We start from the raw sequence: 23,435 nt of genomic DNA on the forward strand, positions 1-23,435 counted from the left end.
TCAGTATAGCGGTGTCGTGAACGCAAGCCCAACGGCGGTGTCCAACGACCACCATGACCTCTGGCGGATATCCCCGCCCGCCGCCGGTGATATACCTACATACAACACCCCACTTCGAGCGACCGATGACCCGTACGACCGACCCGAACCGCGGCCGATCGCGCCTGCTGGTGCCGCTGTTCCCGTGTGCCGTGCTCCTGCTTGCGCTGGCCGCGTGCGGCGGGGGACAGGGCGCGCCGCAAGGCGCCGGCGGACCCGCGAAGGACCAGGCTCCCGACGCGGTGCCGGTCGAGGTCGCCCGGGCCGAACGCCGCGCGATCGCCGCCAGCTACACCGGCACCGCGCCGCTCGAGGCGCGCGCCGACGCCCAGGTGGTGGCGAAGACCAGCGGCGTCGCGCTGTCGGTGCACGTCGAGGAAGGGCAGCGCGTGCGCGCCGGCCAGGTGCTGGTGCGGCTGGACGCCGCGCGTGCGGAACTGCAGGCGGCGCAGAGCGCGGCGCAGGTGCGCAAGCTTGAGGCGAACTACGCGCGCGCCGAGAAGCTGGCCGAGCAGCAGCTGGTCAGCGCCAGCGACCTCGACCAGATCAAGTACGACCTCGCCAATGCGCGCGCCGCCAACCGGCTGGCAAACCTCGAGGTCTCCTATGCCAGCGTGCGCGCGCCGATCTCCGGCGTGATCGCGCAGCGTTCGATCAAGCCCGGCAACTTCGTGCAGATCAACAGCCCGATCCTGCGCATCGTGGACAGCGACCGGCTCGAGGCCACGCTCAACGTGCCCGAGCGCGAACTCGCGACGATGAAGCCCGGGCTGCCGGTGCAGTTGCAGGTGGATGCACTGCCGGGCCGCAGCTTCGCCGGCACCGTGGACCGCGTGTCGCCGGTGGTGGACGCCGGCAGCGGCACCTTCCGCGTGATCTGCGCCTTCGACAACGCCGGGCTGTTGCAGCCGGGCATGTTCGGGCGCATCGCGATCGACTACGACCAGCGCGCCAACGCCCTGGTGATCCCGCGCAACGCGCTGCTCGAGGACGATGCCAAGCCTGCCGTCTACGTCGTGCGCGACGGTCGCGCGGTGCGCACCACCATCACCCCGGGCTACAGCGAGGGCAAGTGGATCGAGGTGCGCGAGGGACTGCAGGACGGTGACGCGGTGATCGTCGCCGGCAAGTCCGCGGTGCGCGAAGGCAGCCCGGTGCAGGTGCTCGGCGCCGAGCCGGAGCCGGCGCCGGCGCAGGCCGCCGAAGAGCCGAAGCAGGCCCCATGAGCACGGTTCCCGGAGAGGAAGGCCACGTCGCCGCGGGCGGCCTGGTCGGCTTCGCCACGCGCCGCAGGGTGACGGTGGCGATGGTCACGCTGACCTTCGTGCTGTTCGGACTGATCGCGCTCGGCGGACTCAAGGTCAACCTGCTGCCCGACCTCAGCTATCCGACGCTGACGGTGCGCACCGAATACACCGGCGCCGCGCCCGCCGAGGTCGAGACCCTGATCACCGAGCCGGCCGAGGAGGCGCTGGGCGTGGTCAAGGGACTGCGCAAGCTCAAGTCGGTGTCGCGCACCGGGCAGAGCGACGTCGTGCTCGAGTTCGCCTGGGGCACCGATATGGACCAGGCCAGCCTGGAAGTGCGCGACAAGATGGAGGCGCTGCAGTTCCCGCTCGAGGCCGAGGCCCCGGTGCTGCTGCGCTTCAATCCGTCGACCCAGCCGATCATGCGGCTGGTCCTGTCGCCGAAGGAAGCGGCTTCGGGCGAGGAGGCGATCCGCCGCCTGATGGAACTGCGCCGCTACGCGGACGAGGACCTGAAGAAGAAGCTCGAGCCGGTCGAGGGCGTGGCCGCGGTCAAGGTCGGCGGCGGCCTCGAGGACGAGATCCAGGTGGACGTGGACGGCCGCAAGCTGGCCGGGCTCGGGCTGTCGATCGACACCGTTATCCAGCGCCTGCAGCAGGAGAACATCAACATCTCCGGCGGCCGCCTCGAGGAAGGCTCGCAGCGGTATCTCGTCCGCACCGTCAACCAGTTCGCGAGCGTGGAGGAGATCCGCGACCTGCTGCTGACCACGCGCACCGTGCAGGCCGGCGACAACGGCGCCGCCGACGAGGTGGCGCGGGTCGCGGCGGCCTCGGGCAACGCCGCGGTGCTGGCCGCGGCGATGGGCGCGCGCAGCTCCGGCGGTTCGCAGCCGGCCGGCGGCGTGGCGGTGCGGCTGGGCGACGTCGCGACCGTGCGCCAGGGCTACAAGGAGCGCGAGGCGATCATCCGCCTCGACGGCCACGAGGCGGTCGAGCTCGCGCTGTACAAGGAAGGCGACGCCAACACCGTCGCCACCGCCGACGCGATCGAGGAGCGGCTCGCGGACATCCGCAAGCGCATGCCCGCCGACATCGCCCTGACCACCATCGACGACCAGTCGGTGTTCATCCGCCACGCGATCAACGACGTCAAGCTCGACGCGGTGATCGGCGGCATGCTGTCGATCCTGATCATCTTCCTGTTCCTGCGCGACGGCTGGAGCACGTTCGTGATCGGCCTGTCGCTGCCGATCTCGATCATCACGACCTTCTTCTTCATGGGCCAGCTCGGGCTGAGCCTCAACGTGATGTCGCTCGGCGGCCTCGCGCTGGCCACCGGCCTGGTGGTGGACGACTCGATCGTGGTGCTCGAGTCCATCGCCAAGGCGCGCGAGCGCCGGCTCGGCATCCTCGAGGCGGCGATCGCCGGCACCCGCGAGGTGAGCATGGCGGTGGTGGCCTCCACCTTGACCACGATCGCGGTGTTCCTGCCGCTGGTGTTCGTCGAGGGCATCGCCGGCCAACTGTTCCGCGACCAGGCCCTGACCGTGGCGATCGCGATCGCGTGCTCGCTGGCGGTGGCGATGACCCTGATCCCGATGCTGGCCTCGCTCAAGGGGCGGGCGCCGCTGAGCTTCCCGGAGGAGCCGCCGCACCCGCGCTGGCAACCCGCGCGGACCTGGCAGAAGCCTGTGGCCTGGACCGGGCGCGGCATCGGCGGCCTGTTCCGCGGCGTGTTCTTCGGCATCGCCTGGCTGGTGATCCGCGCCTGGCGCGGGCTGGTGGCGGTGGTGGCCCCGGTGATGCGCAAGGCCAGCGACCTGGCCATGGCACCCTATGGCCGCGCCGAGCGCGGCTACCTGCGGCTGCTGCCAGCGGCGCTCCGGCACCCGGGCAAGGTGCTGGGCTTTGCCGGCGCCGCCTTCACGCTGACCCTGCTGGTGACGCCGTTGCTGGGCGCGGACCTGATCCCGCAGCTCGCCCAGGACCGCTTCGAGATGACCGTCAAGCTGCCGCCGGGCACGCCGCTCCGGCAGACCGACGACCTGGTGCGCGAGCTGCAGGAGAAGCATGCCGGCGACGAGGGCATCCGCGCGCTGTACGGCGTCAGCGGCACCGGCACGCGGCTGGACGCCAGCCCGACCGAGAGCGGCGAGAACATCGGCAAGCTGACCGTGGTGATGGAAGGCGGCGGCAGCCGCGAGCTCGAGGCGCGCGAGACCGAGAAGCTGCGCGCGAGCATGCAGGGCCGCAGCGATGCCCAGGTGGACTTCGCGCGCCCGGAACTGTTCAGCCTGTCGCCGCCGCTGGAGGTGGAGATCCGCGGGCAGGACCTGGACGCGCTGCAGCAGGCCGGGCGCAAGCTCGCCGCGCTGCTTCGCGCGAACCCGCACTACGCCGACGTCAAGTCGTCGGTGGAGCAGGGCTTCCCCGAGATCCAGATCGTGTTCGACCAGCAGCGCGCCGCGGCCTTCGGGCTGACCACGCGGCAGATCGCGGACGCGGTGGTGAAGAAGGTGCGCGGCGACGTCGCCACCCGCTACAGCTTCCGCGACCGCAAGATCGACGTGCTGGTGCGCGCGCGCGAGTCCGAGCGCGACTCGGTCGAGGCCATCCGCCGGCTGGTGGTGAACCCGGGGCAGGGCGCGCCGGTGGAACTGGCCGCGGTCGCCGACGTGATCGCGACCACCGGGCCCAGCGAGATCCACCGCGCCGACCAGACCCGCGTGGCGATCGTGTCCGCCAACCTGCGCGACATCGACCTCGGCGCCGCGGTGCGCGAGGTGCAGGCGATCGTGGCCGAGCACCCGCTGGGCACCGGCGTGGACATGCATATCGGCGGCCAGGGCGAGGAGCTGGACGAGTCGCTGCGCTCGCTGCTGTTCGCGTTCGCGCTGGCGATCTTCCTGGTCTACCTGGTGATGGCCTCGCAGTTCGAGTCGCTGCTGCACCCGTTCGTGATCCTGTTCACCATCCCGCTGGCGCTGGTCGGCGCGGTGCTGGCGCTGCTGCTGACCCGCTCGCCGGTGTCGGTGGTGGTGTTCATCGGCCTGATCCTGCTGGTCGGCCTGGTGGTCAAGAACGCGATCATCCTGATCGACAAGGTCAACCAGTTGCGCGAGGCCGGCGTGGCCAAGCGCGAGGCGCTGGTCGAGGGCGCGCGATCGCGCCTGCGCCCGATCATGATGACCACGCTGTGCGCGCTGTTCGGCTTCCTGCCGCTGGCGCTGGCCTTCGGCGAGGGCGCGGAGGTGCGCTCGCCGATGGCGATCACGGTGATCGGCGGCCTGCTTGTCTCGACCCTGCTCACCCTGGTGGTGATCCCGGTGGTGTACGACCTGCTCGACCGCCGTCCCGACGAGTACTACGCCGCGAGGGGCAGGCTCGACGCATGAACGTCACCGAGTTCAGCATCCGCCGTCCGGTCACCACGATCATGTTCTTCGTGTCGATGGTGGTCATCGGCCTGATCGCGTCGGTGCGGCTGCCGCTGGAGTCGTTCCCCGAGGCCACGGTGCCGTTCTTCTTCGTGCAGCTCCCGTACCCGGGATCCACGCCGGAGGAAGTGGAGCGCAACCTGGTGCGGCCGGTGGAGGAGGCGCTGGCGACCATGTCCGGCATCGAGTCCATGAACTCGCGCGCGGACGCCAACGGCGGCGGCATCCAGGTGCGCTTCAGCGACTGGAGCCGCAACGTCGCGATCGCGGCCTCGGAGGCGCGCGAGCGCATCGACGCCATCCGCGACCAGTTGCCGGACGACTTCCGCAGGTACTTCGTGTTCCGCTGGAGCACCTCCGACCAGGAGGCGATGAGCCTGCGCCTGACCAGCGACGTGGACCTCACCGGGCGCGGCGACCTGATCGACCGCAACCTGAAGCGGCGCCTCGAGCGCCTGCCGGGCGTCGCCCGCGTGGAAGTGGAGGGCGTGGCCAGGCAGGAAGTCGAGGTCGCGATCTCGCCCGAGCGCCTGGACGCGCACGGCATCGGCCTCGACGAGCTGGTCCGACGCCTGCAGGCAGCCAACTTCTCGGTGTCGGCCGGCATGATCACCGACGGCGGCGAACGGCTGCGGGTGCAGCCCAGGGGCGAGATCGACTCGCTGCAGCAGCTGCGCGACCTGCCGCTGGGCAACCGCGGCACGCGCCTGTCCGACGTCGCCGAAGTCACCCTGCGGCCGCAGCGCATGGACTACGTGCGCCAGGTCGACGGCCGGCCCTCGGTGGGCGTGGACATCTACAAGGAACGCGCCGCCAACCTGGTGGAGCTGTCGCGCGCGGTCCGCGCCGAGGTCGAGGCGGTGCGCGAGGACCCGGCGATGGAAGGCATCACCATTGACGTCACCGACGACCAGGGCCGCGAGGTGACCAGCTCGCTGCTGGCGCTGGCCGAGGCCGGCGCGATCGGCCTGGTGCTCTCGATCGCGGTGCTGTTCTTCTTCCTGCGCCACTGGCCGTCCACGCTGATGGTGACCCTGGCGATCCCGATCTGCTTCGTGATGACGCTCGGCTTCATGCACTTCGCCGGCGTGACCCTCAACATCCTGTCCATGATGGGCCTGCTGCTCGCGGTCGGCATGCTGGTGGACAACGCGGTGGTGGTGGTGGAGTCCATCTACCAGGAGCGCGAGAAGTACCCGGACCAGCCGCGGCTCGCGTCCATCGTCGGCACCCGCCACGTGGCCATCGCGCTATCCGCGGGCACCCTGTGCCACTGCATCGTGTTCCTGCCGATGATGTTCGGCGAGAAGAACATGATCACGATCTACCTCACCCAGCTCGCGGTCACCATCTCGGTGTCGCTGCTGGCCTCGTGGCTGGTCGCGGTGAGCCTGATCCCGATGCTGTCGGCGCGGATGAAGACGCCGCCGGCGGTGGCTTCCGAGACCGGCGTCATCCGCCGCCTGCAGGACCGCTACGCCCGTTTCCTGCAGTGGACCCTGGAGCACCGCGGCTGGGCGGTCACCGGCATCGTCGTGGTGTCGCTGCTGAGCGTGATCCCGATGAAGCTGGCCAAGGGCGACGGCGGCGAGGAGCAGGATCCGAGCGAGATCGGCATCTACTACCAGTGGCACGGCGCCTACTCGAAGGAGGAGATGGGCGCGGAGGTGGCCAAGGTCGAGCGCTTCATCAACGCCAACCGCGAGCGCTTCCACGTCGAGCGCATCTACTCGCGCTACAGCGAGCAGGGCTGGGCGCGGACCGAGGTCGACCTCGACCAGAAGGACCCGGCGGTCACCGCGCGCATCCAGGAACAGATCCGCGAGGGCCTGCCGAAGTCGGCCCGCGCCAACATCGGCATCGGCTGGCAGCGCGGCATGGGCGACCGCGGCGTGCAGTTCAACCTGGTCGGCGATTCCAGCACCGTGCTCGCCGAGCTCGGCAACGACCTGGTGCCGATCCTGGCGCGCAACCCGAAGCTGCGCGACGTGCGCATAGACACCGGCGACCGCAACGCCGAGCTGCAGGTGCGGGTCGACCGCGAGCGCGCCGCCGCGGCCGGGTTCACCGCCGAGCAGGTGGCGCAGTTCGTCGGCATGGCGCTGCGCGGCACCTCGCTGCGCGAGTTCCACCGCGAGGACGTCGAGATCCCGGTGAGCGTGCGCTTCTCGGGCGCCGAGGACTACAGCGCCAGCGACCTCGAGTCGTTCATGGTGCGTGGCGCCGGCGGCCGCAGCGTGCCGCTGATGTCGCTGGTGGACGTCGAGGTCACGCCGTCGGCGGACACCATCAACCGCATCAACCGGCAGACCATGCTGACCGTGCAGGCGGCGCTGGCGCCCGGGGCGACCATGCCCGAGGCCCGGCAGGCGATCGAGTCCACGCTGGGCGCGGTGCAGTTCCCGCCTGGCTACGGCTACACCTTCGAGGGCGGCGGCTTCGGCTTCCAGATGGACGCCAACGCGCAGATGTTCGCGGCGATCAAGATCGCGGTGCTGCTGATCTTCATCGTGATGGCCGCGGTGTTCGAGTCGCTGCTGTTCCCGCTGGCGATCATGAGTGGCGTGGTGTTCTCGATCTTCGGCGTGTACTGGCTGTTCTGGCTCACCGGCACCGAGATGGGGCTGATGGCCTTCATCGGCATCCTGGTATTGATGGGCGTGGTGGTGAACAACGGCATCGTGCTGATCGAGCACATCAACAACCTGCGCCGGCGCGGGATGAGCCGTACCGATGCGCTGGTGGCCGGCAGTCGCGAACGCCTGCGCCCGATCCTGATGACCATGGGCACGGCGATCCTGGCGATGGTGCCGATCGCGCTGTCGGAGACGCAGCTCGCCGGCGAGGGCCCGCCGTACTACCCGATGGCGCGCGCGATCGCCGGCGGCCTGGCGTTCTCGACGGTGGTGACGCTGCTGTTCCTGCCCACCATCTACGCCATCCTCGACGACCTCAGCCACGGCACCAGCCGCCTCCTGCGCCGCGCCCGCCGCCGCCGCGGCGAACCCGTGCCGGCGTAGTCAGCCGACGAGGGCGCCGAGGAGTCTGGCGCCGCCGAGCCAGACGCCGATGGCGGTGCCGAGGCTGGTGAGGAAGAAGTTGAGCAGCACGCGGGCGACGCGGTTGCGCCACCAGCCGCCGAGGGTGGCGACGTCGTCGCGCAGCGACATGAAGTCGGCGTGGGTCGGCTTGCGCAGCCAGGCCTCGACCAACGCGCTGACCGTGCCCGAGGCCAGCGCCGGATGCAGCGGCGTCAGCGGCGAGGCCACGAACGCCGCGGCGATGCTCAGCGGGTGCCCGCCGGCGATGGCGCAGCCCAGCGCGCCGAGGACGCCGGTGAGCAGCACCCAGTACAGCATCAGGCCGGCGCCGACCTCGACGCCGCCGTGCCAGAAACCCCAGGCGAAGCCGCCGAGCACGAACACGGCCAGGGCGATAGTGAACCAGGGGATGCGCGAGGGCGCCTTCAGCGCCTCGAGGTCGGCGCGCACGACCGCCGGCGCGACCGTGTCCTCGCGCAGGTGCGTGGCCAGCCCCTTGAGGTGGCCGGCGCCGACCACCGCGAGCACCTCGCGCGGGCTGTCGTGTCCGATCGCCAGTTCGCGCAGGTGCGCGGCCATGTAGCGGTCGCGCTCGGCGATCACGGTCTCGTACAACGCGGGGTTCTCTCCGGCGAAGTCGCCGAAGCTGGCTTCGAGCAGGTCGCCCTGCTTCAGCTTCTCGATCTCCTCGGCCTGGACCTCGTCGTCGGCGACGAGCGAGGCGAACAGCCCCGCGACCAGCTTCGCGCGGCCCCACCAGCCGAGGCGCTGCGAAGCGCGCTTGAAAGTCAGGCCGACGTCGCGGTCCACCAGGTGCAGCGACAGCCCGCGCGCCTGCGCCTCCTGCGCCGCGGCCTTGAGTTCGGCGCCGGGCTCGATCCCGAGTTGCTCGGCGAGCCTGCGCTGGTACGCGGCCAGGCCGAGGTTGGCCGCGAACAGGGCGGCCTTGCCGTCGCGCAGCACCTGGACCAGATCCAGCCGCGCGAGCGCGCCGGGATCCACCAGCGACTGCAGGCGGTTCGGGTCCAGCTCGACCGCGACGGCGTCGAAGGCGCCGCTGTCGATGGCCTCGCGCACCGCGTCCACGCTGCTGCTGGACACGTGCGCGGTGCCGAGCAGGGTGTAGCGCACGCCGTCGCGCTCGACCACGGCGTGCGGCTGCGCGCGCCAGCCCGGCGCGGCCGCCTCAGTCACGGTAGCGCTTCAGCAGGTCGCCGTAGGCGTCGATGCGGCGGTCGCGCAGGAACGGCCAGATCCGGCGCACGTCCTCGCTGCGGCGCAGGTCGAGCTCGGCCAGCAGCACGCTGGGCGCGTCCACCGGCGCCTCGGCCAGGAACTCGCCCTGCGGGCCGAGCACGTGGCTCGAACCCCAGAAGTCGATGCCGGCGGCGCCGACCGGGGAGGGCTCGTGCCCGACCCGGTTGCAGGACAGCACCGGCAGGCCGTTGGCCACGGCGTGGCCGCGGTGGCTGAGGATCCAGGCGTCGCGCTGGCGGTCCTTCTCCGCCTGGTCGTCGTTCGGGTCCCAGCCGATCGCGGTCGGGTACAGCAGCAGCTCGGCGCCGGCCAGTGCCATCAGCCGCGCGCCCTCCGGGTACCACTGGTCCCAGCACACCAGCACGCCGAGGCGCCCGACCGAGGTATCGATCGGATGGAAGCCGAGGTCGCCCGGGGTGAAATAGAACTTCTCGTTGAAGCCCGGGTCGTCCGGGATGTGCATCTTGCGGTACTTGCCCGCGAGGCTGCCGTCCGCTTCCAGCACCACCGCGGTGTTGTGGTAGAGCCCGGCGCCGCGGCGCTCGAACAGCGAGCCGACGATGACCACGCCGTGCTCCTTCGCCAGCCTGCCCAGGCGCTCGGTGCTCGGGCCGGGGATGGGCTCGGCGAGCTCGAACTCGCACACGTCCTGGCGCTGGCAGAAGTAGGGGCCGTTGTGCAGCTCCTGCAGCAGCACCAGCTTCGCGCCCTGGCGCGCGGCTTCCGCCACGCGCTGCTCGATGACCGCGAGGTTGGCTTCGGCGTCGCCATGGTTGCGCTCCTGGACGAGCGCGACGGGAAGGATCTTCTTCATCCCGCCATTGTAGGCGGGCGCGCGTCTACAACGTGCCTTGCGGCAGCTGCATGGTCAGGCAGTGGAGGCTGCCGTTCTGCCAGATCAGGTCGCGGCATGGCACCTGCACGATCTCGCGGCCGGGAAACGCCGCGCGCAGCACGTCGGCGGCAGCAGCGTCGGCCGGATCGCCGTAGGTCGGCATCAGCACCGCGCCGTTGACGATCAGGAAATTGGCGTAGCTGGCGGCGAGGCGACGGCCCTGGTCGAGGACCGGACGCGGCCAGGGGAGCGGGAACAGCCGGTACGGCTTGCCGTCCGCGGTGCGCAGCGCGGCGATCTCGGCGGCCATCGCCGCGAGCTCGGCGTGGTGGCTGTCGCCGGGGTCGTCGCAGGCCTGGAACACGATCGCGTCGGGGGCGGCGAAGCGGGCGAGGGTATCCACGTGGGCGTCCGTGTCGTCGCCCTCGAGATAACCGTGGTCGAGCCACAGCACCCTGTCCTGCTGCAGCCAGTCGGCCAGCTTGCGCGACAGCGCCTCGCGGTCCTGGCCGGGGTGGCGTTCGGCCAGGCAGCGCCAGGTGGTCAACAGGGTGCCCCGGCCGTCGGTGTCGATGGCCCCGCCTTCCAAAGCAAAATCAATGGTTTGTACTTCGGAGTTCGAGAAGATTCCCATCTCGGCGAGGCGGGCCACCAGGCGGTCGTCCTCCGAGGCCTCGAATTTCCCGCCCCAGCCGGTGAAGCGGAAGTCGAGCAGCACGGCTTCTCCTTTCTCCCCTGCGGCCACCAGCGTGATCGGCCCCGTATCCCGCAGCCAGGTGTCGTTGTACGGGACCTCGACGAAGGAGACGCGGTCCATGTCGATGCGCGCGGAGGACAGGCGCGCGCGGGCATAGGCCTCGAGGTCGGCATCGGCCACGCACACCACCGCCGGCTGGAAACGGGCGATCGCCGCCACCAGCGCGATGAAGCATTCCTCGACCGCGGCCAGCCGCTCGGCCCAGTCGGTGCCGGCGTGCGGCCACGCCAGCAGGATCGCGGCCTGGGGTTCCCATTCCGCGGGAAGGCGCAGTGCAGGGTTCATCGGCTCTCTGTGTCGGATCAGCGGATCGGGGGCTTGGGCCCGATCTCGCCCGGGCTGGCCTTGTTCTCGACCGCGTCGATCACCTTGTCGCGCTCGAAGTAGACGGTAAAGGCCGGATAGCTCCAGCGGTGGATGACCGGCCAGTCCGCCTTCTGGCCGCCGCGCGGTTCCAGCTTGGCGGCGGGCGCGCCGTAGCGGGCCTCGACCTGGGCCATGGTCATGCCGCGCGCGGGCAGGGCGGCGCGGTTCTCCTGCTGCACGCGCTCGATCAGGAGGGTGTCGGCGGCCGCGGCGGTCCCCGTGGCGGCGGTTCCGGCGATGGCAGCGGCCGCCGCGGCGGCGATCAGGATGGGTTTCATGCCAGGGTCCTCGTCGGGAGTCCGGCCGATTGTAAGCGTCCGGAAACGCGGAAAGGCCGCATTGCTGCGGCCTTTCGCGTGACGCGGTTCACGGGACGTGGCGCCGGGCGGCGCTCCCGTGCCCCTGGCTTCAGCGCTGGCGCGCCTTGAAGCGGGGGTTGGACTTGCAGATCACGAAGACCTTGCCACGACGGCGGACCACCTTGCAGTCGCGGTGACGGGCCTTCGCCGACTTCAGGGAGGACAGGACCTTCATGACGAACCTCGGCAGGAAATATGGCTGGAATGGAGCGGGCGGGCCGCATACAAAAACGGCGCGAGCGCGCCAGCCGCACATTCTAGCCGGGATTTCTTCGCCGATTCAACTGCCTGGGAGGCGATCGGCGGCTACAATCCCCCGATGCCGGATACCAGCGACCACACCGTCCCGGTCCTTGCCATCGACGGGCCCTCGGGCTCGGGCAAGGGCACCATCAGCCGCCGCGTCGCCAGCCACCTGGGCTGGCACTACCTGGACTCGGGCGCACTCTACCGGGCCGTAGGGGTCGCCGCCGGCTGGGCCGACCTCGACCTGGACGACGCCGGGGCTCTGGTCCGCTGCGCCTTCGATACCGAGATCCGCTTCCGCGAGGCCGCGGACGGCGAGTTGCGGGTGCTGCTGAATGGGCACGACGCCACCGACGAGTTGCGCACCGAGACCGCCGGCGCCGCTGCCTCCGCGATCGCCGCGATCCCCGAGGTCCGGGCCGCGCTGCGCGACCGCCAGCGGGCCTTCCGCCAGCCGCCGGGGCTGGTCGCGGACGGCCGCGACATGGGCACGGTCATCTTCCCGGACGCCCGCTGGAAGGTGTTCCTGACCGCCAGCGCCGAGGAGCGTGCGGAAAGGCGCTATAAGCAGTTGAAGGACAAGGGGGTTTCCGTTACATTGGACGGTCTGCTGCGGGAGATCCTGGCCCGTGACGCGCGCGACGCCAGCCGCCCGGTTGCGCCGTTGCGGCCGGCCGAGGACGCCGTCCGCATCGACACCACGGGGATGCCGATCGACGCGGTCGTCGCGCGCGTACTGGAACTCACCAGTCAGTAGCGGCCGGGCGGTGCCCGGCTGGTTCCCAGGCAACAGACAGGCCCCGGAAAACCCGGGCAATCCACCCAACCCCCCGGCAAGCACAATCCCGTGCGCGCCGACAGAGACCAACATGACTCCAGCTGCAACCGAATCCTTCGCAGAACTGTTCGAACAGAGCCAGGCCCACATCGCCAAGCTCAAGCCCGGTGCCATCGTCACCGGTACCGTCGTCGACGTGCGTTCCGACGTGGTCGTCATCAATGCCGGCCTGAAGTCCGAAGGCATCGTCCCGATCGAGCAGTTCCGCAACGAGGACGGCGAGATCGACGTGGGCGTGGGCGACACCGTCAAGGTGGCGCTGGACGCGCTCGAGAACGGCTTCGGCGAGACCGTGCTGTCGCGCGAGAAGGCCAAGCGCGCCATGGTGTGGGACGAGCTCGAGGAAGCCCTCGAGAAGAACGAGACCGTCACCGGCCGCATCAGCGGCAAGGTCAAGGGCGGCTTCACCGTCGACATCAAGGACGTCCGCGCGTTCCTGCCCGGCTCGCTGGTCGACGTGCGCCCGGTCCGCGACCCGGTGTACCTGGAAGGCAAGGAGCTGGAGTTCAAGCTCATCAAGCTCGACCGCAAGCGCAACAACGTGGTCGTGTCCCGTCGCGCGGTGGTCGAGAGCGAGCACTCCGAGGAGCGCGAGGCGCTGCTCGAGAAGCTGGTCGAGGGTGCCGTGCTCAAGGGCGTGGTCAAGAACCTCACCGACTACGGCGCGTTCGTGGACCTGGGCGGCATCGACGGCCTGCTGCACATCACCGACATGGCCTGGAAGCGCGTGCGCCATCCGTCCGAGGTGGTGGAAGTCGGCCAGGAGCTCGACGTCCGCGTGCTCAAGTACGACCGCGAGCGCAACCGCGTCAGCCTCGGCCTGAAGCAGCTGGGCGAGGATCCGTGGGACAACATCGGCCGCCGCTACCCGGCCAACACCCGCGTGTTCGGCAAGGTCTCCAACGTCACCGACTACGGCGCGTTCGTCGAGATCGAGCCGGGCGTCGAGGGCCTGGTGCACGTGTCCGAGATGGACTGGACCAACAAGAACGTCAACCCGTCCAAGGTCGTGCAGGTCGGCGACGAGGTCGAGGTCATGGTCCTGGACGTGGACGAGGAGCGCCGCCGCATCTCGCTGGGCATCAAGCAGGTCACCTCCAACCCGTGGGAGACCTTCGCCGCGATCCACAAGAAGGGCGACAAGGTCGAGGGCCAGATCAAGTCGATCACCGACTTCGGCATCTTCATCGGCCTGGAGGGCGGCATCGACGGCCTCGTGCACCTGTCCGACATCAGCTGGAACGCCAACCCCGAGGAGATCGTCCGCAACTACAAGAAGGGCGACACCGTCGAGGCCGTGGTGCTGGCGGTGGATCCGGAGCGCGAGCGCATCAGCCTGGGCGTCAAGCAGCTCGAGCAGGACCCGATGGGCACCTTCGTGGCCAGCAACTCGCGCGGCTCGATCGTCACCGGCACCGTCAAGGAAGTGGACGCGCGCGGCGCGATCGTTGACCTGGGCGACGGCGTCGAGGGCTACCTCTCGGTGCGCGACATCTCGCACGAGCGCGTCGAGGACGCCACCCACAAGCTGAAGGTGGGCGACAGAGTCGAGGCCAAGATCGTCGGCACCGACCGCAAGAGCCGCCAGATGCAGCTTTCGATCAAGGCCAAGGACGAGGCCGAGAGCCGCGAGGCGATGGCCGAGTACAACAAGGCCGCCGCCGAAGCTTCCAGCGGCACGACCAAGCTCGGCGCGCTCCTGCGCGAGCAGCTCGAGGGCAAGTCCGAGTAACCGACTGCGCCCACGCACGATGGCCCGGCGGCGACGCCGGGCCATCTGCTGCGCAGCACAGCCGCCGACAGCAAGATGACCAAATCCGAACTGATCGAGATCCTCGCAGCACGCCAGTCGCACCTGAAGGCGGACGACGTGGACCTCGCGGTGAAGTCGCTTCTGGAAATGATGGGGGCCGCGCTCGCGCGCGGCGAGCGGATCGAGGTCCGCGGCTTCGGCAGCTTCTCCCTGCATTACCGGCCGCCGCGTACCGGCCGCAATCCCAAGACCGGCGAGGCCGTCGCGCTTCCCGGCAAGCACGTGCCCCACTTCAAGCCCGGCAAGGAACTGCGCGAGCGCGTCAGCAACGCCATGCCGGTCGACGACTGAGGCTGAACGGCCACGCGCCCACGGGGTAAGCTTGGCGTCCACCCCGGAGGCCCCGATGCGCCTGTTCCGCCTGCTGCTCGCAATCGCCTTCCTGCTCGCCGGCGTCGCCGTCGGTGCGCTCAACCCGCAGCCGGTCTCGATCGACCTCGGCTTCACGGTGCTGCGCGCCAGCCTTGGCGTCGCCCTGATCCTCGCGCTGCTCGCCGGCGTCGTCGCCGGCGGCCTGGTGCTGGTCGCCAGCGTGGTCCTTCCGCTGCAGCAGAAGTTGCGCAAGCGCCCGTGATCGCCTTCCTCGACCAGTGGATCTGGTATGTCCTGTTGCTGCCGCTGGCGGCGATCAGCGGCTGGGTGATCGGGCGCCGCGGCGGCGAGCGCCACAGCGACAGCCAGGTCAGCAAGCTGTCCACCACTTACTTCCGCGGCCTGAACTACCTGCTCAACGAACAGCCGGACAAGGCGATCGAGCTGTTCCTGCACATCGCCGAGCTGGACAAGGACACCTTCGAGACCCAGGTCGCGCTCGGCCACCTGTTCCGCCGCAGGGGAGAGGTCGACCGCGCGATCCGCCTGCACCAGGCGCTGGTGCAGCGCCCGGACCTGAGCGACCAGCAGAAGGTGCAGGCACTGCTGGCGCTGGGCGAGGACTACATGAAGTCCGGGCTGCTCGACCGCGCCGAGACCGTGTTCACCGACCTGGCCCGGATCGACCAGCGCGCGCCGCAGGCGCTGCGCCACCTGATCGCCATCTACCAGGCCGAGCGCGACTGGGCCAAGGCGATCGAGAACGCCACCCGCTACGAGGCGGTCACCGGCGAGCCGATGGGCAAGCTGGTCGCGCAGTTCGAATGCGAGTTGGCCGACCGCCACCGCGCGGCGGGCGAGGTCGAGGCCGCGCGCGCCGCGATCGCGCGCGCCTATGCCGCCGACTCGACCTCGGTGCGCGCGGGCATGCTCGAGGGCCGGATCGAGGTCGAGGCCGGCAACGACCGTGCCGCGATCCGCGCCTTCGAACGCGCCGCCCGCCACGACCCCGACTACCTGCCCGAGCTGCTGCCGGCGTTGCTCGCCAGCTACGCCCGCACCGGCGACAGCACCGGTGCGCGCGCCTTCCTGGGCGAGATGGCCGAGCACTACCGCGGGATCTCGCCGGTGCTCGCGCTGACCCGGCTGGTAGAGGCGGAGCAGGGCGTGGGCCCGGCGCGCGCCTACCTGGCGCAGCAGCTCAAGGACCGGCCCTCAGTGCGCGGCGAGGCCGCGCTGATCGACCTGACCCTGGCCGAGAGCGCCGATCCGCTGGCGACCCTGCACGACCTCAAGCACATCACCGACCAGCTGCTGGTGCGCAACCCCAGCTACCGCTGCAGCCGCTGCGGCTTCGGCGCGCGCAGCCACCATTGGCAATGCCCGAGCTGCAAGGAGTGGGGCACGGTCAAGCCGCTGCTCAACTACGCGGTGGTGTGAGGTGGACCTGGGGGGCGTCCCGGCATGGTGGCTGGCCGTGCACCTGGCGGTCGCGGCGGCCGGCACCTGGCTGGCCCGCCGCTATGCGATCCGGCGCGCGCTGATCGACCACCCCGGCGAGCGCCGCAGCCACCAGTTGCCAACGCCGCGGGGCGGGGGCGCGGGGATCGTCGCGGCCCTGCTGCTGGCCCTGGCCTGGCTGGCCTGGTCCCGGCCGGCGTTGCGCCCGGTGCTGCTCGCCGCGGCAACGGGACTGGCGCTGGTGGCCGGGATCGGCTGGGCCGACGACCACAGACCGCTGCCCGCCATCGTGCGGTTGCTGGTGCACGCGCTGGCGGGCGCCCTGCTCGGGACGGGCCTGTGGCTTTTCCTGGGCGCACCGGCGTGGTTCGGGGTGCTCGCAGCACTGCTGGCGCTGGTGCTCGTCAACGTCTGGAACTTCATGGACGGCATCGATGCACTGGCCGCCAGCCAGGCCGGGATCGCTGGCGCCGGGTACCTGCTGCTGGCCGGCCACGGTCCCGTCGCCTGGCTCGCCGCGGCGCTCGTGGCCGGTTGTGTCGCCTTCCTGCCGTTCAACCTGCCGAGGGCACGCGTGTTCCTCGGCGACATCGGCAGCGGTGCGCTCGGATTCGCGCTTGCATGCGTGGTGGCACTATCATGCGTCCGAACCCGATTTGATGAATGGGCCTTGTTGGCCCTGCTGCCGCTTGCGCCTTTCGGAATTGACGCGGGATTGACATTGGCATCGCGCATCCTTAACGGCGAGCGCTGGTGGGAGCCCCACGCCACGCATGCCTACCAGCGATGGGCGCGCCGGGCCGGGCACGGCACGGTCGCCCTGGCCTACGCGGCGTGGACGCTGGCGGGCGTGGCGCTGATGTTGTGGCTGCCGGCCGGGAGCGGGTGGAGCCTGGCGGCCGCGGCCGGATTCGTCCTGTGTGGCGCCGGCGCGTGGTGGATGGCGAGGACCAAGGGAAACAAACAGGGAAACCAGGGCAGGGAAGGCAACGGATGAAGCAGTGGTTTCCCCCGAAGGGCATCGCGCTCCCCCGCGTCGCGGTGGTGGCGCACGACCTGTTCATGGTCTGGCTGGCCTGGATCGGCCTGCACGTCTTCCGCTATGCGATCCGTTCCGAGCCGTCGCCCCTGCTGCCACTGTCCACCGAGGTCGTGCTGGTCCTCCTGGCCCAGGGCCTGGTGTTCTGGAAGGTCGGCCTGTATCGCGGCATCTGGCGCTTCGCCAGCGTCCCCGACCTGATCAACATCCTCAAGGCCAGCCTGTTCGGCCTGGTCGGCATCTCCGTCGGCCTGTTCCTGTACAACCGCCTCGAGCACGTGCCCCGCTCGGTGCTGTTGATGTACCCGGTGGTGCTGACCGCCCTGCTGGGCATGCCGCGGCTGCTCTACCGTGCGTGGAAGGACCACCAGCGCAGGCGGTCCGAGCAGACCGGCACGCGCGTGCTGATCCTGGGCGCCGGCCAGGCCGGTGAAGCCCTGGTGCGCGACCTGCGCCGGATGGGCACCTACCAGCCGGTCGGCTTCCTCGACGACGCCGGCAAGTTGCGCGGCAGCGTCCTGCAGGGCCTGCCCGTGCTCGGTCGCGTGGACGAGGTCGAGCGGATCGCGCCGGAGACCGCCGCCGGGCTGCTGGTGATCGCGATGCCATCGCTCGACGCCCCCGCCATGCGCCGCGTGGTCGCCGCCTGCGAGCGGACAGGCCTCCCGTTCCGGCGGGTCCCGCGCCTGGACGACCTGCTGGAGGGGCGCTCGCTCCCGGGCGAGCTGAAGGAAGTCGCGATCGAGGACCTGCTCGGGCGCGACCCGGTGACCCCGGACTGGAAGGCGATCCGGACCTGGCTCGGCGGCCGCAGCGTGCTGGTGACCGGTGCCGGCGGATCGATCGGCTCGGAGCTGTGCCGCCAGTGCGCGCGGCAGGGCGCCGCCAGGATCGTCCTGGTCGAGGTGGACGAACTTGCGCTGGCGACGATGGACGCGGAGCTCCGTCGCGACTTCCCGCACGTGAAGCGCGTGCCCGTGCTGGGCGATTGCGGCGATCCGGCGGTGATGCGCCACGCCTTGCGCAGCGCCCCGGAAGCGGTCTTCCATGCCGCCGCCTACAAGCAGGTGCCGCTGCTGCAGACCCAGTTGCGCGAGGCCGTGCGCAACAATGTCCTGGCCACCGCCAACGTCATCCACGAAAGCCGCGCCAGCGGGGTCGGTTGCTTCGTGCTGATCTCCACCGACAAGGCGGTGGACCCGGTCAACGTGCTCGGCGCGACCAAGCGCCTCGCCGAGATGATCTGCCAGCCCTCGGCGGAGCCGCCGGGCGCCATGCGTTCGGTCATCGTGCGCTTCGGCAACGTGCTCGATTCCGCGGGCAGCGTCGTGCCGCTGTTCCGGGAGCAGATCCGCGGCGGCGGACCGGTCACCGTGACCGACGCGCGCGTGACCCGCTACTTCATGACCATCCCCGAAGCCTGCCAGTTGATCCTGCAGTCCGCGGCGATGGGTTCGGACAACACCGTGTACACGCTCGACATGGGCGAACCGGTGCCGATCAGGCTGCTCGCCGAACAGATGATCCGGCTGGCCGGCAAGAAGCCCGAGCGTGACATCGCCATCGTCTACACCGGCCTGCGCCCCGGCGAGAAGCTGCACGAGACGCTGTTCCATGCCGACGAGCGCTACCACCCGACCGCGCATCCGAAGATCCTGCGCGCGGAGGCGCGCGGGATCGAGGCGGCGCGCATCGAAAGCGCGGTGGCCCGGCTCAGGGATGCCGTGCAGCGCTACGACCTCGACGCGTTGTCCAGTGCGTTGCGCGAGGCCGTGCTCGACTTCGCGCCGGACAACGCCGCAGCGGCCCCGGTGGAGTCCGAAGCGGGAACTGTCGTAGCATTCCCGAAGCGCCAGTTGCGCATCTCCTGAGCAGGTCATGCCCTTGAACAATCGAACGGTCCGCAAGGCCGTGTTCCCCGTTGCCGGCCTCGGCACCCGTTTCCTCCCCGCGACCAAGACGGTGCCCAAGGAAATGCTGCCGATCGTCGACCGGCCGCTGATCCAGTACGCCGTGGACGAGGCGATCCAGGCCGGTTGCGACACCCTGGTGTTCGTCACCAACCGCTACAAGCACGCCGTCGCCGACTATTTCGACAAGGCCTACGAGCTCGAGCAGAAGCTGGAGCGCAGCGGCAAGCAGGAGCAGCTGGACCTGGTGCGGCACGTGCTTCCGGAAGGCGTGCGCGCGGTCTTCGTCACCCAGGCCGAGGCGCTCGGCCTGGGCCACGCGGTGCTGTGCGCGAAGCCGGTGGTGGGCGACGAGCCGTTCGCGGTGCTGCTGCCCGACGACCTGATCTGGAACCGCGGCGGCGACGGCGCGCTCAAGCAGATGACTGACCTCGCCGCGAGCAGCGGTGCCAGCGTCATCGCCACCCAGGAAGTGCCGCGCGAGCAGACCGGCAGCTACGGCATCGTGGCCACCGAGGGGTTCAGCGGGCGCAGCGGCCGGATCACCGGCATCGTCGAGAAGCCCAGCCCGGAGGAGGCGCCGAGCACGCTCGCCGTGGTCGGCCGCTACGTGCTGTCGCCGCGCGTGTTCGACCTGCTCGAAGCCACGCGCCCCGGCGCCGGCGGCGAGATCCAGCTGACCGACGCGATCTCGGCGTTGCTGGCCGAAGAGACGGCGCTGGCCTACCGCTTCAAGGGCACGCGCTTCGACTGCGGCACCCACATCGGGCTGATCGAGGCCACCATCCGCTACGCGCTCGACAACGAGAAGCTGAGCGAGCCGGCGCGTCGGATGATGACCGACGCCCTCGTCGAGATGGGCGTCATCGACTCGGAGTAGGGGCTACAGCGCCTCGAAGATGCCGGCGGCGCCCATGCCGGTGCCGATGCACATCGTGACCATGCCGTACTTCAGTCCGTGGCGGCGCATGCCGTGCACGATGGTCGCGGTGCGCACCGCGCCGGTCGCGCCCAGAGGATGGCCGAGCGCGATCGCGCCGCCCAGCGGGTTCACCTTTGCCGGATCCAGTTCGCTGTCGCGGATCACCGCCAGCGCCTGCGCGGCGAAGGCCTCGTTGAGCTCGATCCAGTCGAGCTGGTCCTTCGACAGGCCGGCCTGCCTGAGCGCCTTCGGGATCGCCGCGATCGGGCCGATGCCCATCACTTCCGGGCGCACGCCGGCGACCGAGAACGAGACGAAGCGCGCCAGCGGCACCAGCCCGTAGTCCTTGATCGCCTGCTCCGAGGCGACCAGCACCGCGGCCGCGCCGTCGCTCATCTGCGAACTGTTGCCCGCGGTGACGGTGCCCCCGGCCTGGCCGTTGCGGAACACCGGGCGCAGTTTCGCCAACCCTTCCTGCGAGGTGTCCGGGCGCGGGCCCTCGTCGACCTCGACCAGGGTCTTCCTCACCCGGATGGCGTTGCCGGCCAGGTCCGGGACCCGGGCCACGACCTCGAGCGGCGTGATCTCGTCGCGGAACTCGCCCTTGTCGATCGCGGCCAGCGCCTTGCGGTGCGATTCCAGCGCGAACGCGTCCTGGTCCTCGCGCGACACCTTCCATTCCTCGGCGACCTTCTCCGCGGTGATGCCCATGCCGTAGGCGATCGCGACGTTCTCATCGCGCGCGAACACCTGCGGGCTCAGCGCCACCTTGTTGCCCATCATCGGCACCATGGACATGGACTCGGTGCCGCCGGCGAGCACCAGGTCGGCGTTGCCCAGCCGCACCTGGTCGGCCGCCAGCGCCACCGCCTGCAGGCCGGAGGAGCAGAAGCGGTTGATGGTCTGCGCCGCCATCGTGTTCGGCAGCCCGGCGAGCAGGGCGCCGATGCGCGCCACGTTCATGCCTTGCTCGCCCTCGGGCATGGCGCAGCCGATGATCGCGTCCTCGATGCGGGAAACGTCGATGCCCGGCGCCTGCGCGACCACGCTGCGCAGCACGTGCGCCAGCATCTCGTCGGGGCGGGTGTTGCGGAACACGCCGCGCGGGGCCTTGCCGACCGGGGTGCGGGTGGCGGCGACGATGTAGGCGTCCTGGATGGTCCTGCTGCTCATTCGATCAGTTCCTCAGCGGCTTGCCGGTCTTCAGCATGTGCGCGATGCGCTCCTGGGTCTTCGGCATTTGCGCCAGCGCCACGAAATGCTCGCGCTCCAGCCGCAGCAGCCAGTCCTCGTCCACCACCGATCCGCGATCCACCTCGCCGCCGGACAGCACCGTGGCGATGCGCGTGGCGATCTCGTCGTCGTGCGCGGAGATGAAGCGGCCTTCGCGCATGTTCACCAGCTGCATGCGGAAGGTGGCGATGCCGACGTCGCCGGCGACCCGGATGCGACGCGCGGGCAGGGGCGGGCGGTAGCCGGCCTCGGCCAGCGCCAGCGCCTGCCGGCGGGCCACGTGCAGCAACTCGTGGGCGTGGAAGACGACGGTGTCGGACGGCCGCAGCAGGCCGAGCTCCTTGGCTTCCAGCGCCGACCCCGAGACCTTGGCCATCGCCACGGTCTCGAACGCCTGCTTCAGTTCGGCGAACACGTCCCCCGACGGCCCCGCGGCCGCGGAGCCGCGCACCGCCAGTTCCTTCAGGCCGCCGCCGGCGGGCAGCAGCCCGACACCGGCCTCGACCAGTCCGATGTAGCTCTCCAGGTGCGCGACCGTGCGTGCCGCGTGCATCTGGAACTCGCAGCCGCCGCCGAGCGCCAGCCCGCGCACCGCGGCGACCACCGGCACCAGCGCGTACTTGATGCGCTGGCTGGTGGCCTGGAAGTTGGCGACCATGGCCTCGAAGCCGGCGAGGTCGCCCGCCTGCAGCAGGCCGAGCGCGCCGGCCAGGTCGGCGCCGGCGGAGAACGGCTCGCCCTTTTGCCACAGCACCAGCGCGCGGAAGTCGCGCTCGGCGATCCCGATCGCCTGCTGCAGGCCGTCGAGCACCTGGTCGTTGACCGTGTGCAGCTTGGTCTTGAACGAGGCCACGAGCACGCCGTCGCCGTCGGTCCAGGCGCGGATGCCGTCGTTCTCGAACACGGTCTCGCCGGGATCGAAGCGCTCGCCCAGCAACGGGTCGGGGAAGCGCTGGCGCTGGTAGACGGGCAGGGCGGGGCGCGGCAGGCGCGCGTCCTGGCCGGGGCTGTAGCTGCCCTCGGCGCCGTGCACGCCCTCGCGGCCGTCGAACACCCAGTCCGGCAGCGGCGCGTCGCTCATGGCCTTGCCGGCGACGATGTCCTCGGCGATCCAGTCGGCGACCTGCTTCCAGCCGGCCGCCTGCCAGCTCTCGAACGGGCCCAGCTTCCAGCCGTAGCCCCAGCGCAGCGCGAGGTCCACGTCGCGCGCGGTCTGCGCGATGTCGGCCAGGTGGAAGGCGCTGTAATGGAACAGGTCGCGGAACACCGCCCACAGGAACCGGGCCTGCGGATGCTCGCTGGCGCGCAGCGCGGCGAACTGCTTCGCCGGGTCGCGCTCCTTCAGGATCGCGGCCACGCCCGGATCCACCTCGGCAGCGCTCGCGCGGTAGTCCTGCTGCGCGAGGTCGAGCACCAGGATGTCCTTGCCCTGCTTGCGGTAGATGCCGGCGCCGGCCTTCTGCCCCAGGGCGCCCTTGTCCACCAGCGCCTGCAGCCACGCGGGTGCCTTGAAGTGGGCGTACCACGGGTCTTCGGGCAGGGTGCCGGCCATGGTGTTGATGACGTGCACCATGGTGTCCAGGCCGACCACGTCGGCGGTGCGGTAGGTCGCCGACTTCGGCCGCCCGATCGCCGGGCCGGTGAGCGCGTCGGCGGTGTCGAAGCCGAGCCCGCAGGCCGTGGTGTGGTGCATCGTCGCCAGGATCGAGAACACGCCGATGCGGTTGCCGATGAAGTTCGGTGTGTCCTTGGCGCGGACCACGCCCTTGCCCAAGGCGGTGGTCAGGAAGGCCTCCAGCGCGTCCAGCACCCAGGCCTCCGTCGCCCGGGACGGGATCAGTTCGGCCAGGTGCATGTAGCGCGGCGGATTGAAGAAGTGCACGCCGCAGAAGCGGGGGCGCAGGTCCTCCGGAAGGACGGCGGACAACGCGTCGATGCCCAGGCCCGAGGTGTTGCTCGCGAGCACCGCGTGCGGCGCCACGTGCGGCGCGATCCGCTTGTACAGGTCCTGCTTCCAGTCCATGCGCTCGGCGATGGCCTCGATCACCAGGTCGCAGCCCTCGAGCAGCGCCAGGTCGTCGGCGTAGTTGGCCGGGACGATGGCCGCCGCCAGCCCCTTGGCCGCCAGCGGCGCGGGCGAGAGCTTGCCGAGGTTGGCGATCGCCTTGTCCACGATGGCGTTGGGGGCCTGGTCCTTGCCGGCCAGGTCGAACAGCACCGTGTCCACGCCGGCATTGGTGAGGTGGGCCGCGATCTGGGCGCCCATCACGCCGGCCCCGAGGACCGCGGCGCGCCTTACAAGCAACTTCTCAGGCATGTC

Annotated in this window: 18 protein-coding genes; 11 read left to right on the forward strand and 7 right to left on the reverse strand. The window is 70.5% G+C overall.

The features are described from left to right. Nucleotides 1-125: 125 nt before the first annotated feature. Genes E4F25_RS02580 through E4F25_RS02590 form a run of 3 tightly spaced genes read left to right on the forward strand, consistent with a single transcriptional unit; the run spans nucleotide 126 to nucleotide 7,746 of the window. Nucleotides 126-1,265, forward strand: coding sequence for an efflux RND transporter periplasmic adaptor subunit (locus E4F25_RS02580; protein WP_140908697.1), 1,140 nt, complete (start codon nucleotides 126-128; stop codon nucleotides 1,263-1,265). Further along, complete coding sequence (locus E4F25_RS02585; RefSeq protein WP_140908698.1) at nucleotides 1,262-4,684, forward strand: efflux RND transporter permease subunit; 3,423 nt, start codon at nucleotides 1,262-1,264, stop codon at nucleotides 4,682-4,684. The genes E4F25_RS02580 and E4F25_RS02585 overlap by 4 nt, the downstream gene beginning before the upstream one ends. Continuing rightward, a complete protein-coding gene (locus E4F25_RS02590; RefSeq protein WP_140908699.1) occupies nucleotides 4,681-7,746 on the forward strand; it encodes an efflux RND transporter permease subunit in 3,066 nt (1,021 codons plus the stop codon). Before E4F25_RS02585 ends, E4F25_RS02590 begins: the two co-directional genes overlap by 4 nt. Here the strand turns inward: E4F25_RS02590 and E4F25_RS02595 are convergent, their stop codons facing one another. The 5 genes from E4F25_RS02595 to ykgO all read right to left on the reverse strand — a co-directional run bounded on the left by E4F25_RS02595 (nucleotide 7,747) and on the right by ykgO (nucleotide 11,516). Next, entirely contained in the window at nucleotides 7,747-8,961 is a 1,215-nt protein-coding gene (locus E4F25_RS02595) for a TraB/GumN family protein (RefSeq protein ID WP_140908700.1), read from the reverse strand. Further along, nucleotides 8,954-9,838: a carbon-nitrogen hydrolase gene (locus tag E4F25_RS02600; RefSeq protein WP_140908701.1), complete on the reverse strand. Its 885-nt coding sequence runs from the start codon at nucleotides 9,836-9,838 to the stop codon at nucleotides 8,954-8,956. The genes E4F25_RS02595 and E4F25_RS02600 overlap by 8 nt, the downstream gene beginning before the upstream one ends. 25 nt (nucleotides 9,839-9,863) lie before the next feature. Next, a complete protein-coding gene (locus tag E4F25_RS02605) occupies nucleotides 9,864-10,901 on the reverse strand; it encodes an agmatine deiminase family protein (protein ID WP_140908702.1) in 1,038 nt (345 codons plus the stop codon). 17 nt (nucleotides 10,902-10,918) lie between these two features. Next, the gene (locus E4F25_RS02610; RefSeq protein ID WP_181168180.1) at nucleotides 10,919-11,260 is read right to left on the reverse strand and encodes a hypothetical protein; all 342 of its coding nucleotides are present in this window, start codon (nucleotides 11,258-11,260) and stop codon (nucleotides 10,919-10,921) included. A gap of 130 nt (nucleotides 11,261-11,390) precedes the next feature. Continuing rightward, nucleotides 11,391-11,516, reverse strand: a complete 126-nt coding sequence (gene ykgO, locus E4F25_RS02615) for a type B 50S ribosomal protein L36 (protein ID WP_010342887.1) — start codon at nucleotides 11,514-11,516, stop codon at nucleotides 11,391-11,393. Between the two features lie 144 nt (nucleotides 11,517-11,660). Here ykgO and cmk point away from each other — a divergent pair, with 144 nt between their 5' ends. The 8 genes from cmk (at nucleotide 11,661) to galU (ending at nucleotide 19,840) form a co-directional block, all read left to right on the forward strand. Continuing rightward, the gene (gene cmk / locus E4F25_RS02620) at nucleotides 11,661-12,344 is read left to right on the forward strand and encodes a (d)CMP kinase (RefSeq protein WP_140908703.1); all 684 of its coding nucleotides are present in this window, start codon (nucleotides 11,661-11,663) and stop codon (nucleotides 12,342-12,344) included. Nucleotides 12,345-12,456: 112 nt separating this feature from the next. Next, the gene (gene rpsA, locus E4F25_RS02625; protein WP_140908704.1) at nucleotides 12,457-14,157 is read left to right on the forward strand and encodes a 30S ribosomal protein S1; all 1,701 of its coding nucleotides are present in this window, start codon (nucleotides 12,457-12,459) and stop codon (nucleotides 14,155-14,157) included. 75 nt (nucleotides 14,158-14,232) lie between these two features. Beyond that, on the forward strand, nucleotides 14,233-14,529 hold the full coding sequence (locus E4F25_RS02630) for an integration host factor subunit beta (protein ID WP_140908705.1): 297 nt from the start codon (nucleotides 14,233-14,235) through the stop codon (nucleotides 14,527-14,529). Nucleotides 14,530-14,584: 55 nt separating this feature from the next. Next, a complete protein-coding gene (locus tag E4F25_RS02635) occupies nucleotides 14,585-14,812 on the forward strand; it encodes a LapA family protein (protein ID WP_140908706.1) in 228 nt (75 codons plus the stop codon). Beyond that, nucleotides 14,812-15,990 carry a lipopolysaccharide assembly protein LapB gene (lapB, locus tag E4F25_RS02640; protein ID WP_140910278.1) on the forward strand — a complete coding sequence of 393 codons (1,179 nt, stop codon included), beginning with the start codon at nucleotides 14,812-14,814 and terminating at the stop codon, nucleotides 15,988-15,990. Before E4F25_RS02635 ends, lapB begins: the two co-directional genes overlap by 1 nt. Before the next feature lie 7 nt (nucleotides 15,991-15,997). After that, nucleotides 15,998-17,008 carry an MraY family glycosyltransferase gene (locus E4F25_RS02645; RefSeq protein WP_140910279.1) on the forward strand — a complete coding sequence of 337 codons (1,011 nt, stop codon included), beginning with the start codon at nucleotides 15,998-16,000 and terminating at the stop codon, nucleotides 17,006-17,008. Beyond that, entirely contained in the window at nucleotides 17,005-18,921 is a 1,917-nt protein-coding gene (locus tag E4F25_RS02650; protein WP_246069714.1) for a polysaccharide biosynthesis protein, read from the forward strand. The genes E4F25_RS02645 and E4F25_RS02650 overlap by 4 nt, the downstream gene beginning before the upstream one ends. A gap of 13 nt (nucleotides 18,922-18,934) precedes the next feature. Further along, nucleotides 18,935-19,840, forward strand: coding sequence for a UTP--glucose-1-phosphate uridylyltransferase GalU (gene galU, locus E4F25_RS02655; RefSeq protein WP_246069716.1), 906 nt, complete (start codon nucleotides 18,935-18,937; stop codon nucleotides 19,838-19,840). A 3-nt stretch (nucleotides 19,841-19,843) separates the two neighbouring features. On the opposite strand, the gene E4F25_RS02660 is transcribed toward galU, so the two are convergent. Together E4F25_RS02660 and E4F25_RS02665 are read right to left on the reverse strand one after the other, a co-directional pair. After that, a complete protein-coding gene (locus E4F25_RS02660; RefSeq protein ID WP_140908708.1) occupies nucleotides 19,844-21,055 on the reverse strand; it encodes an acetyl-CoA C-acyltransferase in 1,212 nt (403 codons plus the stop codon). A gap of 4 nt (nucleotides 21,056-21,059) precedes the next feature. After that, nucleotides 21,060-23,432 carry a 3-hydroxyacyl-CoA dehydrogenase/enoyl-CoA hydratase family protein gene (locus tag E4F25_RS02665; protein WP_140910282.1) on the reverse strand — a complete coding sequence of 791 codons (2,373 nt, stop codon included), beginning with the start codon at nucleotides 23,430-23,432 and terminating at the stop codon, nucleotides 21,060-21,062. Between the last annotated feature and the right edge of the window lie 3 nt (nucleotides 23,433-23,435).

This window comes from Cognatiluteimonas lumbrici (genome assembly GCF_006476065.1).
GTDB classification, from domain to species: Bacteria; Pseudomonadota; Gammaproteobacteria; order Xanthomonadales; family Xanthomonadaceae; genus Cognatiluteimonas; species Cognatiluteimonas lumbrici.